Annotated in this window: 16 protein-coding genes; 9 read left to right on the top strand and 7 right to left on the bottom strand. The window is 72.0% G+C overall.

Features of this window, described 5'->3' with window-relative positions; genetic code table 11:
* Positions 1–14: 14 nt before the first annotated feature.
* From KE274_RS01725 to KE274_RS01705, 5 genes are all read left to right on the top strand, one after another.
* On the top strand, positions 15–683 hold the full coding sequence (locus KE274_RS01725) for a DNA alkylation repair protein (RefSeq protein ID WP_211540511.1): 669 nt from the start codon (positions 15–17) through the stop codon (positions 681–683).
* Positions 684–823: 140 nt separating this feature from the next.
* Positions 824–1,195, top strand: a complete 372-nt coding sequence (locus KE274_RS01720; protein WP_211540510.1) for a hypothetical protein — start codon at positions 824–826, stop codon at positions 1,193–1,195.
* A gap of 98 nt (positions 1,196–1,293) precedes the next feature.
* Positions 1,294–1,833: a hypothetical protein gene (locus KE274_RS01715; protein ID WP_211540508.1), complete on the top strand. Its 540-nt coding sequence runs from the start codon at positions 1,294–1,296 to the stop codon at positions 1,831–1,833.
* The gene (locus KE274_RS01710; RefSeq protein ID WP_211540506.1) at positions 1,830–2,324 is read left to right on the top strand and encodes a roadblock/LC7 domain-containing protein; all 495 of its coding nucleotides are present in this window, start codon (positions 1,830–1,832) and stop codon (positions 2,322–2,324) included. Before KE274_RS01715 ends, KE274_RS01710 begins: the two co-directional genes overlap by 4 nt.
* Positions 2,325–2,348: 24 nt before the next feature.
* Complete coding sequence (locus KE274_RS01705) at positions 2,349–4,883, top strand: DEAD/DEAH box helicase (protein WP_211540498.1); 2,535 nt, start codon at positions 2,349–2,351, stop codon at positions 4,881–4,883.
* Between the two features lie 19 nt (positions 4,884–4,902).
* Here KE274_RS01705 and KE274_RS01700 read toward each other — a convergent pair whose 3' ends face one another.
* The 4 genes from KE274_RS01700 to KE274_RS01685 form a co-directional block, all read right to left on the bottom strand.
* A complete protein-coding gene (locus KE274_RS01700) occupies positions 4,903–5,295 on the bottom strand; it encodes a VOC family protein (RefSeq protein WP_211540495.1) in 393 nt (130 codons plus the stop codon).
* A gap of 74 nt (positions 5,296–5,369) precedes the next feature.
* A complete protein-coding gene (locus KE274_RS01695; RefSeq protein ID WP_211540492.1) occupies positions 5,370–6,320 on the bottom strand; it encodes a D-alanine--D-alanine ligase family protein in 951 nt (316 codons plus the stop codon).
* A complete protein-coding gene (alr, locus tag KE274_RS01690) occupies positions 6,317–7,450 on the bottom strand; it encodes an alanine racemase (protein ID WP_307872119.1) in 1,134 nt (377 codons plus the stop codon). Before alr ends, KE274_RS01695 begins: the two co-directional genes overlap by 4 nt.
* Complete coding sequence (locus KE274_RS01685) at positions 7,447–8,124, bottom strand: M15 family metallopeptidase (protein WP_211540490.1); 678 nt, start codon at positions 8,122–8,124, stop codon at positions 7,447–7,449. The genes alr and KE274_RS01685 overlap by 4 nt, the downstream gene beginning before the upstream one ends.
* 87 nt (positions 8,125–8,211) lie before the next feature.
* Here KE274_RS01685 and KE274_RS01680 point away from each other — a divergent pair, with 87 nt between their 5' ends.
* The gene (locus KE274_RS01680) at positions 8,212–8,883 is read left to right on the top strand and encodes a response regulator transcription factor (RefSeq protein ID WP_211540487.1); all 672 of its coding nucleotides are present in this window, start codon (positions 8,212–8,214) and stop codon (positions 8,881–8,883) included.
* 10 nt (positions 8,884–8,893) lie between these two features.
* Complete coding sequence (locus tag KE274_RS01675; protein ID WP_283091311.1) at positions 8,894–9,973, top strand: sensor histidine kinase; 1,080 nt, start codon at positions 8,894–8,896, stop codon at positions 9,971–9,973.
* A gap of 53 nt (positions 9,974–10,026) precedes the next feature.
* Here KE274_RS01675 and KE274_RS01670 read toward each other — a convergent pair whose 3' ends face one another.
* Positions 10,027–10,683: an FMN-dependent NADH-azoreductase gene (locus KE274_RS01670; RefSeq protein ID WP_211540480.1), complete on the bottom strand. Its 657-nt coding sequence runs from the start codon at positions 10,681–10,683 to the stop codon at positions 10,027–10,029.
* A gap of 77 nt (positions 10,684–10,760) precedes the next feature.
* Here KE274_RS01670 and KE274_RS01665 point away from each other — a divergent pair, with 77 nt between their 5' ends.
* Positions 10,761–11,099, top strand: coding sequence for a winged helix-turn-helix transcriptional regulator (locus KE274_RS01665; protein ID WP_211540476.1), 339 nt, complete (start codon positions 10,761–10,763; stop codon positions 11,097–11,099).
* 9 nt (positions 11,100–11,108) lie between these two features.
* Positions 11,109–11,528 (top strand): hypothetical protein, encoded by a 420-nt coding sequence (locus KE274_RS01660; protein WP_211540474.1) that lies wholly within the window; start codon positions 11,109–11,111, stop codon positions 11,526–11,528.
* A 4-nt stretch (positions 11,529–11,532) separates the two neighbouring features.
* Here KE274_RS01660 and KE274_RS01655 read toward each other — a convergent pair whose 3' ends face one another.
* Positions 11,533–13,050: an SDR family NAD(P)-dependent oxidoreductase gene (locus tag KE274_RS01655; RefSeq protein ID WP_211540471.1), complete on the bottom strand. Its 1,518-nt coding sequence runs from the start codon at positions 13,048–13,050 to the stop codon at positions 11,533–11,535.
* A 64-nt stretch (positions 13,051–13,114) separates the two neighbouring features.
* Positions 13,115–13,873 carry an SDR family NAD(P)-dependent oxidoreductase gene (locus KE274_RS01650; protein ID WP_211540468.1) on the bottom strand — a complete coding sequence of 253 codons (759 nt, stop codon included), beginning with the start codon at positions 13,871–13,873 and terminating at the stop codon, positions 13,115–13,117.
* Positions 13,874–13,877 lie beyond the last annotated feature (4 nt).

The raw sequence follows: 13,877 nt of genomic DNA, 5'->3' as shown, positions 1-13,877 counted from the left end.
CGTACCCTCGGAGCATGGCCGACATGACCGTGCAGGGCGCTCTGGCCGAGCTGGCAGCGCTGGAAGACCCGAAGCAGCGCGCCGCGAACGAGAAGCGCGGCGACGACCACGGCATCAACCTCAGCCGCCTGCGCGCCCTGGCGAAGCGCATCGGCACCGACCAGGTCCTCGCGACCGAGCTGTGGGCGACCGGCGACACGGCCGCCCGGCTCCTGGCGATCCTCCTCTGCCGGCCGCGCGACTTCACAGCCGACGAGCTCGACGCCCTGCTGCGCGACACGCGACCACCCAAGGTCAACGACTGGTTCGTCAACTACGTCGTGAAGAAGTCGCCGCTGACGGAGGAATTGCGCACCCGGTGGTTCGACGACGCCGACCCCACGGTGGCCGCGGCCGCGTGGTCGCTCACCACGGTGCGGGTCGCGAAGGCTCCGGAGGGTCTCGACCTGGACGACCTGCTCGACCGCATCGAGCGCGATCTCGCCGACGCCCCTCCCCGGCTGCAGTGGGCGATGAACGAGACCCTCGCCACGATCGGCATCTTCCACGCGGAGCACCGGGCCAGAGCGATCGACATCGGCGAGCGGCTGCGCGTGCTGGCGGACTACCCCACCGCGCCGGGCTGCACGTCGCCGTTCGCGCCGCTCTGGATCGCCGAGATCGTGCGGCGCCGAGAAGGGTGACGTCCGGGTCCGGCGTGGCGGGGCCGGGTTCGCGCAGTGGCGGGTAACGTTATACACTTCTCTGATCGCGTGCACTCTGGGGGTGACCGCACTGGGCGGTCTCTGGTGTGCGCGGTGAAAACCACACACTGGGGAGAACAATGGCCACGCAAGATGAGCTGAAGCAGTTGATCGACGACATCGCCCGCGACATCAACGGCTTCATCGGAGCGTCGATCGTCGACCTGGAATCGGGGTTGCCGCTCACGTCGAGCTCGACCCGACCGGACTTCGATCTCGATGTCGCCAGCGCTTTCAACGCCGAGATCGTGAAGAACAAGAACCGCACGATCGAGGCTCTCGGTCTCGATGCTCATCTGGAAGACATGCTGCTCACGCTCGACACGCAGCTGCACCTGCTCAAGCTGATCGACGACGGCATGTTCCTGTACCTCGCGGCCGACCGGCAGGCGACGAACCTGGCGATGCTCCGGTCGGCCGTCAACCGCCACGTCGCGGTTCTCGCGGCTTGACCGACGAGGCCGTCGGGAACGGCCTCGGAAGCCCCCGGCCACTCAGGGCACGCTCCTCGGACAAGACGTCGAGGCGCTCCCGGTGGCGGCGGGCAGACATGCCGACCCGATATCGCATGATCTTCGCGGGGCCCGTCGGCGCCGGTAAGACCACCGCGGTGCGCTCCCTGAGCGACGCGCCGCCGGTCGACACCGACGTTCCGATGTCGGCCACCGTGCCCAGCGACGAAGACAAGACGACCACCACCGTCGGACTCGACTTCGGCACCTGGCGTCCGACCGCCGAGGTCTCGGTCGCGCTCATCGGCGTCCCCGGGCAGCGACGGTTCGCCGCTGCCCGACCGAACGTCTCCCTTCCCGGCACCCGCATCCTGCTGTGGGTGCGCGGCGACCGAGACACCATGACCACCGACGCGGCAGAGTGGCTGGCGCTGTTCCCGGCCGAGCGGCACCGGCTGATCGTGGTGGTGAGCCACAGCCACGACCGGTCGATCGCCTCGATCCGCCGCGCGCTCGCCGACGTGCTGGCGCAGTACGGGCTTCCCCCGTCGCGCGTGCTCGCGGCGGATGCCCGCGACCGCGACGCGGTGATGCGCGTCGCCAGCGCGGCACTCGACCTCCCGGAGGAGAACCGATGAGATCACACGGAGGCGCCGAGGGCGCTCCGCACGACCCTTCGCGCATGCACCCCGACATCGCCGGCAACTGGCCGCTGTGGTCGGGCATCGTCAATCAGTCCGCCATGACCCGGCTGGAGCAGCTGCGGGGGCGCTTCCCCGAACTGACCTCGGCGGTGCTCGGTACCGCCGACGGGCTGCACATCGCCTCGATCGGGCTCGAACCGGAGGCGGGCGAGCACCTCGCGGCCATGAACGGCTCGCTGTTCGGCGTGGCCAGGGCCGAGGCGGAGATCATCTCCGGCGGCACCGAGCCCACGCTGTCCGCCATCGTGTCGCTCTCCGTGGAAGACAGCCAGACGGCGCTGCTGAGCTTCATCCTCGCCCCGTACGGACAGCTGCTGCTGTCGGTGTCGGCGGCGGAGTCGCAGCTCGGGGCGGTCATCGTGCACGCCAGATCCACGGCGTACGAGCTGCTGACCGCCCTGGGCGTGACGGGAACCGGGGTGTGACGCAGATGCGATGATCGAGGGACCATGACTTCCTCGCCGCGGCTCGAACCCGCCACCGTTTCCGACGCGGCCGACCCGGACGCCGTGTACCTGTCGTTCGCGGAGTGGGTGGAGTCGATGGGCATCACGCTCTACCCCGCCCAGGACGAGGCGCTGATCGAGATCGTGTCGGGGAACAACCTGATCCTCTCGACCCCCACCGGGACCGGCAAGTCGCTGGTCGCGGTGGGGGCGCACTTCGCGGCCCTCGTGGGCAGGCGGCGGAGCTTCTACACCGCCCCCATCAAGGCGCTCGTGAGCGAGAAGTTCTTCGCCCTGGTCGACGTCTTCGGCGCCGAGAACGTGGGCATGATCACGGGCGACTCCTCGGTCAACGCCGACGCCCCCATCATCTGCTGCACCGCGGAGATCCTCGCCAACCTCGCGCTGCGGCACGGCAGCGATGCCGAGGTGGGGCTGGTCGTGATGGACGAGTTCCACTTCTACGCCGACCCAGACCGCGGCTGGGCGTGGCAGGTGCCGCTGCTGGAACTGCCGCAGGCGCAGTTCGTGCTGATGTCGGCGACGCTCGGCGACGTGAGCGAGCTCGCGGCCGACCTGACGCGGCGCACCGGCAGGGAGACCGCGACGGTCACGGGGGTCGAGCGCCCGGTGCCCCTGCACTTCTTCTACGAGACGACGCCGATCCACGAGACCATCGACGATCTGCTCGCCACCGGGCAGGCGCCGGTGTACATCGTGCACTTCTCGCAGTCCGCGGCCATGGAGCGTGCGCAGGCGCTGTCGAGCACCAAGGTCGCGACGCGCGAGCAGCGCGACGAGATCGCCGCGCTGATCGCGGAGTTCCGCTTCACGACCGCGTTCGGCAAGACGCTCTCGCGGTTCCTGCGCGCCGGGATCGGCGTGCACCACGCGGGCATGCTGCCGAAGTACCGCCGCCTGGTCGAGCAGCTCGCGCAGCGCGGACTGCTCCGGGTGATCTGCGGCACCGACACGCTCGGCGTCGGCATCAACGTGCCGATCCGCACCGTGCTGCTGACCGCGCTGACCAAGTTCGACGGCACGCGCATGCGGCAGCTCAACGCGCGCGAGTTCCACCAGATCGCCGGGCGGGCCGGGCGCGCCGGTTACGACACCGCCGGCACGGTCGTGGCGCAGGCCCCCGAGCATGAGACGGAGAACCTCGCCGCGATCCGCAAGGCCGGCGACGACCCGAAGAAGAAGCGGAAGATCATCCGCAAGAAGGCGCCGGACGGCTTCGTGTCGTGGGGCGAGCCGTCGTTCCGCAAGCTCATCGACGCGACCCCCGAGACCCTCACGTCGCACATGCAGATCACGAGCGCCATGATGCTCAACGTCATCGCACGCGGCGGCGACGTGTTCGCCCACATGCGCCGCCTGGTGTACGACAACCACGAGCCCCGCAGCAGGCAGCGGGAACTGGCGCTGCGGGCGATCGGCATCTACCGCACGCTGCGGGAGTCGGGCGTGGTGCAGCGCACCGACGAAGGCGACATCCGGCTCACGGTCGACCTGCAGCCGAACTTCGCGCTCAACCAGCCGCTGTCGCCGTTCGCTCTCGCCGCGTTCGACCTGCTCGACCCCGATCCCTCGGCCGGGACGGGCACGGGCTCTTACGCGCTCGACATGATCTCGATCGTGGAGTCGACGCTCGACGACCCGCGTGCCGTGCTCGGCCAGCAGGAGTTCCTCGCCCGCGGGGAGGCCGTCGCGGCGATGAAGGCCGAGGGGATCGAGTACGACGAGCGGATGGAGCTGCTGGAGCAGATCACCTACCCGCGACCGCTGGAGGAGCTGCTGGACGCGGCGTTCGAGACGTTCAGCGCGGCGCAGCCGTGGATCCGCGACTTCTCCCTCCGGCCGAAGTCGGTCGTGCGCGACATGTACGAGCGGGCGATGTCGTTCGGGGAGTACGTCGCCTTCTACAAGATCGCCCGATCGGAGGGCGTGGTGCTCCGCTATCTCTCCGACGCCTACCGCGCCGCCTCCCAGACCATCCCCGAGGAGCGCAAGGACGAGGACCTGCGCGACCTGATCGCCTGGCTCGGCGAACTCGTGCGCCAGATCGACTCCAGCCTGCTCGACGAGTGGACCGAGCTCGCGGCCGGGACCGACAACGGCCGCTTCGACCCGCACGCCCCGGACGAGCCCATCGTGCCGCCCGCGCCGAAGCGGCTCACCGCCAACACCCGCGCGTTCCGCATCCTCGTGCGCAACGAACTGTTCCGCCGCGTGCAGCTCGCCGCGCGGGAGGACGTGGCCGCGCTCGCCGAGCTCGACCCGGGGTTCGGCGCCGACGCGTGGGCCGACGCCCTGGACGGCTACTTCGCGGAGCACGACGAGATCCTCACCGGTCCGGACGCCCGCAGCTCCCGGCTGCTGCTGCTCACGGAGGGGCCGACCGTCTGGACCGCACGGCAGATCCTCGACGACCCCGCGGGCGACCACGACTGGGGCATCAGCGCCACGATCGACCTCGCCGCGTCGGACGAGGCCGGGGAGGCGGTCGTCACGGTGACGGCGGTCGACCGGCTCTGATCCCGGTGCAGCCGCGGCGTCAGGCCGTCTGCATCACCGCGAGCACGTTGCCCGCGGGGTCACGGAACCACGCGATGTCCGGCCCGCGCCCGTTGCCGCGCACGATCCCGCGCTCGTCGGAGGGGAAGACGTCGTCGGGGTAGATCTTGGTCTCGACGCCCTTCGCCCGCAGCTCGTCGACCGCGGCATCGACGTCCGCCACGGGGAAGTTGAGGATCGTGAAACTCGCGGGCTCGTGGTTCGGCTTGTCGTACACGAGGATCACCCCGCCGCTCGCGAGGCGCAGCTCCAGGAAGCCCATCGCGTTCTTCCCCACGTCGAGCCCGAGGGTCTCGCCGTAGAACCGTTGCGCGGCGTCGAGGTCGTCGACACTGAATCCGCTGAACGCCTCCTGCACCGTGAACGCCGTCATGCTTCCAGGATCCGCCGTCGCGGGGCCCCTGTCGACCCCTGTTCTCCCGGCACGGAAGCGATGCCCGGAACCCGTCACCGCGCCGCCCGCACGAGCCGCGCCACGAGGTCGACGTAGGACACCCCGGCGGCGGCGAACATGCGCGGCACCTGCGAGGCGGCCGTCATGCCCGGCATCGTGTTGACCTCGTTCAGCACCGGTCCACGGTCGGTGAGGAAGAAGTCCATGCGCGCCACGCCGTCGCAGCCCAGCGCATCGAACACCGCGACGGCAGCACGCGTCAGCGCGGTGGCGTCACCGGGGTCGAGCGCCGCGGGCACTGTGAACCGGGCCGTGCCGTCGTACTTGGCCGCGGTGTCGAACACGCCCGCCGCGTGGATCTCGAGCGGGGGCGCCGCCCACCGCACGCCGCCCTTCTCGCGCAGCACCGCGACGTCGATCTCCCGCCCGCGGACCACCTCCTCCACGAGGATGCGCCGGTCGAAGCGCGCGGCCTCGTACAGCGCCTCTCGCAGTTCCCCCTCCTCCGCGACCAGGCGCACCCCGTGGCTCGAGCCCGCCGTCACGGGCTTCACCACCACCGGACCGTCGAACTCCACGTCTCCGATGTCGGCCGCATCCACCAGCCGTCCGCGCGCCGTGCCGAGGCCGACCGCCCGCGCCACGAGCTTCGTCGTCCACTTGTCCATCCCGATCGCACCGGCTCGCAGTCCGGAGCCGACGACGCGCACTCCGGCGAGCGCGCACAGAGCGGCCAGCGCGCCGTCCTCGCCGAGCACGCCGTGCACCGCGGGGAACACGACGTCGACACCGCCGATCAGCCCGAGCGCGTGCTGCAGCGACGCGGCGGGGCTCTGCGCCACCGGCAGCGCGTCCGAGCGCCACACCCCGTCGCGGTCGATGGTCGCGCACACCACGTCGTGGTCGCTCATCCGCAGGGCCGCGGCCACGGCGGCCGCGGACCCGAGCGACACCTCGTGCTCCGCGTTCTGCCCTCCTCCGATCACCAGCACCCTCGTGGTCATGCGATGCCCCTCTCCACGCGCGAGCCGATACCGGTGAGGATCGTGTGCGGGATGGTGCCCGCCCACCCCGCCCAGTCCTGCACGGACGGCACGGCGCCCCCTTCCGGCCCGAACACGGTCGCCACCGCACCCCTGGGCACCGCGGCCGCGCCCGTGTCGACCACGACCTGATCCATCGACACGCGTCCGACCAGCGGATGCCGCACGCCATCGATCGCCACCCCGGCGCCGCGTGCGAGCTCACGCGGGATGCCGTCCGCGTAGCCGACCCCCACGACGGCGAGGTGCGTCGCACGGTCGGCCACGTGCGCGCCGCCGTACCCCACCGCGGTCCCGGCGGGCACGAGAGCGCTGTGCACCACCGGGGCCGTGAATCGCGCCGCCCCCGTGAGCGCGGTCGTGAGGGAGGGGTCGATGCCCACCAGGCCCGCCCCGACGCGCACCAAGTCGGCGTGCGTGGCCGGGTCTGTGAGGGCGCCGGAGGTCGCGGCGAGGTGGACGAGCACGGGACCGAACCCGGCGCGCAGTACGGCGTCGCGCCCGTGCCGCAGCCGCAGTACCGCCGGGGCGTTCACCGCGGGATCGGCCTCGTCGGCGCGGGGCAGATGCCCCATCACCCCGACGACCTCGACCCGTCCGCGTGCGGCCCGCGCCTCGTCGAGCAGGGCGGACCAGTCGTCGAGCGGACAGCCGCCGCGCGCCATGCCCGTGTCGAGGTGCAGGTGCACACGCACCCCGGCCCCGGCCGGTGCATCCGCCACGAGCTGCCGGAGCTCCTCGACGGAGCCCACCGCGACGTCCACGCCCTGCTCGACCGCGAGTGCCGCGTCGATCCCCGCGGGGTTCAGCCACGACAGGATCGGCACGTCGAAGCCCGCACGGCGCAGCGGCACGGCCTCCGCTACCGCGGTGATCCCGAGCCAGGTGGCGCCGGCGGCGAGCGCGGCCCGGGCCACCGTCACGGCGCCGAGTCCGTAGCCGTCGGCCTTGACGACGGCCATGATGCGGGCATCCGTCGCGGCGCGCGCCCGCTGGACGTTGCGGGTCACGGCCTCGGGCAGCGTCCACAGCGTCGGGGGGTGCAGGCGCGACAGCGTCGCGGGCGGGGCCGCCAGCAGCACGCCGCTCACGAGCGCATCCTCGGGTCTTCGGTGGGGTCGGCGTACATCTCGGGGCAGCCGTCGTCCGCGGCCTCGGGGCGCAGCTCGTAGTGCCACGACTCGTTGGCGTACGTCTGGCAGAGGCCGTAGCGCCACCCGCGCTGGGCGAGCCAGTCGAGCGCCGGGAGCGGCCCGAGGTCGACCGCGTCGCCGGACACGTGCGCGGAGGTCTGCGGCGTGGCCACCCAGCGACGCGCCTCCGCTTCGGACCCGTACTCGGCGATGGCCTCCTGCAGCATCCGCTCCTGCAGCGCCTCGGAGCGCCACCCGCTGTTCACGCGCAGCTCCACGCCATCGGCCGCAGCGTCGGTCGCCGCCCGCTGGAGCGCGTCGAGCAGGGCGGGGTCGAGGTTGCCCACGCCCGGGCGGTGCACGTCGAACACGGTCGGCTGGTCGCCATCGGCGATCGTGCCGTCCGCGTCGCCGTGGTCGGCTCCGGCGTCGGTTCCGGAGCCGGCGGAGGGCAGCTCGGGGACGGGGGTGGGCGCGGGCGACGGGACGGCGAGCCCGGCGTCGGCCGACGCGGCGGACAGCGACTGCTGCACCGCGAGAGCGACGAGGATGACGAGGACCAGGGTCAGCAGTGCGGCGCCGAGGCGACGGCGGCGCGACCGCGGCGGTCGGGGGGTGGTGCGGGTGTTCATGCCTCCAGTGAAGGAGGGGCGCGGTTGCCGGGGCGTATGCGCTTTTTCATACGTCGCCGATATACCGCGGTGCGTAGGATCGCAGCCATGCGTGTGCTGATCGTCGAGGACGAGCCCTACCTCGCCGAGGCGGTCCGCGACGGGCTGCGCCTGGAGGCGATCGCCGCCGACATCGCGGGCGACGGCGACACCGCGCTCGAACTGCTCACGATCAACGCCTACGACATCGCCGTGCTCGACCGCGACGTGCCCGGCCCCTCCGGCGACGACATCGCCCGCTGGATCGTGGCCTCCGGCAGCGGCATCCCGATCCTCATGCTCACCGCCGCCGACCGGCTCGACGACAAGGCGACCGGGTTCGAGATCGGCGCGGACGACTACCTGACCAAGCCGTTCGAGATGCGCGAGCTGGTACTGCGGCTGCGCGCGCTCGACCGCCGCCGCCAGAGGTCGAGGCCGCCCGTGCTGGAGGTCGCGGGACTGCGGCTCGACCCGTTCCGCCGCGAGGTGTACCGCGACGACCGGTACGTGGCGCTCACGCGCAAGCAGTTCGCCGTGCTGGAGGTGCTGGTCGACGCGCAGGGCGGTGTCGTGAGCGCCGAGGAGCTGCTGGAGCGGGCGTGGGACGAGAACGCCGACCCGTTCACGAACGCCGTGCGCATCACGGTGTCGTCGCTGCGCAAGCGCCTCGGCGAACCCGCGATCATCCTCACGGTGCCGGGCGTGGGGTACCGGATCGGAGCCGACGCGGATGCCTAGGCGCCGCGGCATGAGCGCCCGGCTCAAGCTCACGCTCAGCTATGCCGGGATCGTGGTGCTGTCCGGGGTGCTGCTGCTCGCCGCCGTCGCGCTGTTCCTGCTGCGCTACGTGCCCGACGTGCAGATCGTCGCCGACATCCGCGTGCCGAACCGGTCCGACCTGATCCGGGCGTTCGTGCCGGTCGCGGCGACCGTCATGCTGGCGCTGCTCGGGATCGGCTTCGGCGGCGGGTGGCTGCTGGCCGGGCGCATGCTCGCACCGCTCGACCGCATCGGCGACGCGGCAAGGCTCGCGGCCCAGGGGTCGTTGTCGCACCGGGTGCGGCTGGAGGGTCCGCGCGACGAGTTCCGCGACCTCGCCGACGTGTTCGACGGCATGCTCGAGCAGCTGGAGGCGCACGTGGCCGAGCAGCAGCGGTTCGCCGCGAACGCCTCGCACGAGCTGCGCACCCCGCTCGCGATCTCCCAGACACTGCTGGAGGTGGCCCGCGACGACCCCGACCGCGACGTGGACGAGCTGATCGGGCGGCTGCGCGAGGTGAACACCCGCGCGATCGAGCTCACCGAGGCGCTGCTGCTGCTGAGCCGCGCCGAGCGCCGCACGTTCCCGCGCGAGCTGGTGGATCTGTCGCTGCTGGCCGAGGGGTCGGTGGAGGCGCTGCTGCCGCTGGCCGACCGGCGCGGGGTCACGCTCGAGGTGGGCGGGGTCGCGGCGCCCGTGCTGGGGTCGAGCGCGCTGCTGCCCCAGCTGGTCACGAACCTGGTGCTCAACGCGATCGTGCACAACCTTCCCTCGGGCGGTGCCGTGGCGGTGCGGACGCACGCGATGCCGCACGCGGTGGCGCTCGTGGTGGAGAACACGGGCGAACGGCTGTCGCCGAGCAGGGTCGCGACGCTCGTCGAGCCGTTCCAGCGCGGCGCCGAGCGCAGGCGCGACGACCACGCCGGCGCGGGGCTCGGGCTGGCGATCGTGCAACGCATCACCGAGACGCACGGCGGCACGCTCGTGCTCACACCGCGGGAAGACGGCGGCCTGGTGGTGACGGTGTGGTTCCCGTACCCCGCGCCACTGCCCTCGCCGGTCGGCTGAGGTCGCGGCCGTCCGGTCCGCGCCGCACGGGCCCGGACCGGACGACGCGCGGCTCAGGCCACGCGGGGCGTGCGGGTGGCGGCGAGCTCGCGGCCGTACGTGCGGGCGTCGGCCTCGGCGTTCTCCTTGAGCTCGCGGGCGGTGTCGGCGAACGCGTCGAGCGCAGGGTTCACGCCCACCAGGGTGAACGGACGCTGCACGACGCGCAGGTCGAGCCCCCACACGTCTTCCAGCACGCGCCGCAGCCAGCCGGTCGAGTGGTCCCAGCCCTCCTTGGGCGAGCCGGGGGCGTAGTTGCCGCCGAGCACCGTGACGAGGGTGGCCGGCTTGCCGTTCAGCGCCGTGCCGGTGGGGTCGATGCGGGGGTCGGTGTAGGCGAGGTCGAACCAGGTCTTGAAGTGCTGCGAGACGCCGTAGTTGTAGAGCGGCACGGCGAACAGCAGCGCGTCGGCGCCGATGAGCTCGTCGGCGAAGCGGGTCGCGAGCGCACGGGCCTCCTGCTGCGCCGGGGTGCGCTGGGCTTCGTCGACGAATCCGCCGGTGACGGCGTCCGCCCACGCGGTCGCGGGCACCGGGTCGGCGGCCAGGTCGCGGCGGGTGACGGTGGAGTCGGGGTGGGATGCCGTCCACTCGGCCTCGACGAGGTCGGCGAGCGCGCGGCTGGCAGACGACGCGGGAAGGATGCTGGCATCCAGACGGAACAGGGACATGAGCCTACCTCTCGTTTTCGTAGTCGCTAGTTTTTTCGGAGCGACATCGGTTAACGTAGCACGGGTAGGATGGGGGCATGGCCGAGAACGACGAAGAGCGCCAGGTGTGCGACGCCGCCGTCACCCTCGCCTTCAGCGTGCTCGGGAAAAGATGGAACGGCATGATCGTCTCGGCGCTCGGCGGCGGCCCGGCCACCTTCGTCACGCTGCGTCGAGCCGTCGGCGGCATCAGCGACACCGTGCTCTCCGACCGCCTCGCCGAGCTCGCCGAAGCCGGGCTCGTGGCGCGCACCGTCGACGCCGGTCCCCCGATCGCGGTCTCCTACGCACTCACCGCCAGCGGCACCGGGCTCCTGCCGATCCTCGACGACCTCGGCCGCTGGGCCTCCGCCAACCTCGGCACCCCCGCCCGCTAGTCTTTCGACATGACCACCGAGGAGCCGCCCGCACGCGGTGTCATGTCACGCCGGACGATGATCCACGCCGCGTGGGTCACACCGGTCATCGCGTTCTCCACCGCGACCCCCGCGGCGGCCGCCTCGCTCGGCACCCCGGAGCTGGCCCTGAACGCCTTCGCCCTCGACCAGGACTACGCGTGGGGGACGGTCACCTTCTCCCGCAGCGGCGCAGGCGACCTCACGCAGCCCTTCGACTTCCAGGGCGACACCGGCGCCGGGTGGGAGGCCATCTACACGGGCCAGTCGACCAACTCGTCCGGCTACTTCGCGAGCACGCTTCCCCGGGTCGTGATCGCCGCATACTCGCAGATCCGCGCGGTCGCCGTCGTCTCCGGGTACGGCACGGTCACGAGCGCCCCGGTCGCCCTCGCCGACATCTGGGCCTGACGCGTCACCAGGGGCTGGGCCGGTAGTCCTTCAGGAAGACGCCGTAGATGTCCTCGCCCGCCTCGCCGCGCACGATCGGGTCGTACACGCGCGCGGCACCGTCGACCAGGTCGAGCGGGGCGTGGAAGCCTTCCTCCGCCAGCCGCACCTTCGTGTAGTGCGGACGCTCGTCGGTGATCCACCCGGTGTCGACGGCGGTCATGAGGATGCCGTCCTTCTCCAGCATCTCGCCCGCACTCGTGCGCGTCAGCATGTTCAGCGCGGCCTTGGCCATGTTGGTGTGCGGGTGACCGGGGCCCTTGTAACGGCGCGAGAACTGCCCCTCCATCGCCGACACGTTCACCACGTACTTCCGGTGCGCCGAGGACGCGGCCATCGATGCGCGCAGCCGACTGATCAGCAGGAACGGCGCGGTCGTGTTCGCCAGCTGCACCTCGAGCATCTCCAGCGGATCGACCTGATCGACCGACTGCACCCAGCTGTTGACGCGGTTCACGTCGGGCACGAGGCCGCCCGCGTCGATCGCGGTGCCGTCGGCGTGCTTCTCCAGCGACGACGACCCGGGGGCCATCGCCAGGCGCGCCAGGTCTTCCGCCGTGAGCGCCTGTCCGCCCTGCTCCGCGACCGTGCCACCGAGCGCCGCGACCGACAGCAGCGGGTGCGCATCGACCGAGGCCTGCAGCGCCTGCGGGTGGGGGTCGGCGGTGTGCCCGAACGTCTCCATCTCGGGCAGCGGGCCGTCGGGCAGCGGCTGCAGCTCGGCGTCCGCGAGAAGCGAGTACGCCCCGGGGGAGCGGCGGACGGTCTGCGCGGCGTTGTTGATCAGGATGTCGAGCGGCCCCTGCGCTGCGACCGAGTCGGCGAGCCCGATCACCTGGGCGGGGTCGCGCAGGTCGATGCCCACCACGCGCAGCCGGTGCAGCCAGTCGCCCGCATCGGGCAGAGCCGAGAAGCGGCGCACCGCGTCGCGCGGGAACCGCGTCGTGATGGTCGTGTGGGCGCCGTCGCGCAGCAGCCGCAGCGCGATGTGCATGCCGATCTTCGCGCGCCCGCCCGTGAGCAGGGCGCGCTTGCCCGTGAGGTCGGTGCGGGCGTTGCGCTTGCCGTGGCTGAAGCGTGCGCAGTCCGGGCACAGCTGGTGGTAGAACGCGTCGACCAGGGTGTACGGCTGCTTGCAGATGTAGCAGTTGCGTGGCTTGAGCAGCTCGCCGGCGATCGGGGCGTCCACCACGCTCGAGGAGAGGTCGTTGCCGCGGGTCTCGTCGTCGATGCGGTCGGGAGCGCCCGTCGCGGTGCGGGCCACCACGGCCTTGTCGGCCTCGGCGATCGCGTCGCGGATCTGCTTGCGGCGCACGCGCTTGACGTCTTTGAACATCGCCGCGGTCGCCTGGCGCACGGCCACGAAGTCGGGGTGCTCGTTGTCGATCAGGTGCAGTTCGCGCAGCACGCGGAGCGTGGTGGCGAGGTCGTCGGGGTCGATGCCGGGGCCCAGGTCGGGGGTGGCGTCGGGGGCATCGGTCATTGGGCCGATTTTACGCGAGACTCCTGGGTGCCGACCCCGCTCCCCCGGCGCGACCGCCCGCGGCTCAGGCGATGCCGCCGCCGTCGACGACCAGCGCCGAGCCCGTGACGTAGGAGGAGTCGTCGCTCGCGAGCCACACCACGGCCTGCGCGACCTCGGCCGGCTCGCCCATGCGCCGCAGCGGGCGGTCGGCGGCCTCGGCGAGGAAGGAGCTCGTGTCCTGCGCCAGCTGTCGCGCCTCCTCCCGCAGCATCCCCGTGTTGACGTCGCCCGGGTTGACCGAGTTCACGCGGATGCCGGCGGGCCCGTGGTCGATCGCGAGCGCGCGGGTCATGTTCACCACGGCACCCTTGGAGGCGCAGTAGGACAGCGCCCGCCCGCCGCCCTTGAGGCCCCAGCCCGAACCGGTGTTGATGATCGACCCGCCGCCCGCGGCCTCCATGATCGGCACGACGTGCTTGCACATGAGGAAAATGGAGCGCACGTTCACGCCGAACACCAGGTCCCACTCGTCCACGTCGATCTCGACCGCGGTCTGCCGGCGGATGATGCCGGCGTTGTTGAACACCACGTCGACGCCGCCGAACTCGGCGACCGTCGTGGCGACGACCCGCTCGATGTCCGGCTCCTGCGACACGTCGGCGGTGACGGCCACGGCACGCCCACCGGCCGCGCGGATCTCGGCCGCCACGGCCTCGGCGGCCTCGGCGTTCAGATCGACCACGGCGACCGCTGCCCCCTCGGCGGCGAGCGCGAGCGAGGTGGCACGGCCGATGCCGCCGGCGCCTCCGGTGACGATGGCGTTCTTGTTCGAGAGTCGCATGGGG

It is taken from the genome of Microbacterium paraoxydans (assembly GCF_018224615.1).
GTDB lineage: Bacteria > Actinomycetota > Actinomycetes > Actinomycetales > Microbacteriaceae > Microbacterium > Microbacterium paraoxydans_B.
The sequence above is the reverse complement of the archived record's forward strand: the minus strand, read 5'-3'. Positions and strand labels throughout refer to the sequence as shown.

Excerpts from the sequence above, each read along its gene's own strand:
- KE274_RS01725 (WP_211540511.1), top strand. The coding sequence starts at position 15 with ATGGCCGACATGACCGTGCAGGGCGCTCTGGCCGAGCTGGCAGCGCTG.
- KE274_RS01720 (WP_211540510.1), top strand. The coding sequence starts at position 824 with ATGGCCACGCAAGATGAGCTGAAGCAGTTGATCGACGACATCGCCCGC.
- KE274_RS01715 (WP_211540508.1), top strand. The coding sequence starts at position 1,294 with ATGCCGACCCGATATCGCATGATCTTCGCGGGGCCCGTCGGCGCCGGT.
- KE274_RS01710 (WP_211540506.1), top strand. The coding sequence starts at position 1,830 with ATGAGATCACACGGAGGCGCCGAGGGCGCTCCGCACGACCCTTCGCGC.
- KE274_RS01705 (WP_211540498.1), top strand. The coding sequence starts at position 2,349 with ATGACTTCCTCGCCGCGGCTCGAACCCGCCACCGTTTCCGACGCGGCC.
- KE274_RS01700 (WP_211540495.1), bottom strand. The coding sequence starts at position 5,295 with ATGACGGCGTTCACGGTGCAGGAGGCGTTCAGCGGATTCAGTGTCGAC.
- KE274_RS01695 (WP_211540492.1), bottom strand. The coding sequence starts at position 6,320 with ATGACCACGAGGGTGCTGGTGATCGGAGGAGGGCAGAACGCGGAGCAC.
- KE274_RS01685 (WP_211540490.1), bottom strand. The coding sequence starts at position 8,124 with ATGAACACCCGCACCACCCCCCGACCGCCGCGGTCGCGCCGCCGTCGC.
- KE274_RS01680 (WP_211540487.1), top strand. The coding sequence starts at position 8,212 with ATGCGTGTGCTGATCGTCGAGGACGAGCCCTACCTCGCCGAGGCGGTC.
- KE274_RS01675 (WP_283091311.1), top strand. The coding sequence starts at position 8,894 with ATGAGCGCCCGGCTCAAGCTCACGCTCAGCTATGCCGGGATCGTGGTG.
- KE274_RS01670 (WP_211540480.1), bottom strand. The coding sequence starts at position 10,683 with ATGTCCCTGTTCCGTCTGGATGCCAGCATCCTTCCCGCGTCGTCTGCC.
- KE274_RS01665 (WP_211540476.1), top strand. The coding sequence starts at position 10,761 with ATGGCCGAGAACGACGAAGAGCGCCAGGTGTGCGACGCCGCCGTCACC.
- KE274_RS01660 (WP_211540474.1), top strand. The coding sequence starts at position 11,109 with ATGACCACCGAGGAGCCGCCCGCACGCGGTGTCATGTCACGCCGGACG.
- KE274_RS01655 (WP_211540471.1), bottom strand. The coding sequence starts at position 13,050 with ATGACCGATGCCCCCGACGCCACCCCCGACCTGGGCCCCGGCATCGAC.
- KE274_RS01650 (WP_211540468.1), bottom strand. The coding sequence starts at position 13,873 with ATGCGACTCTCGAACAAGAACGCCATCGTCACCGGAGGCGCCGGCGGC.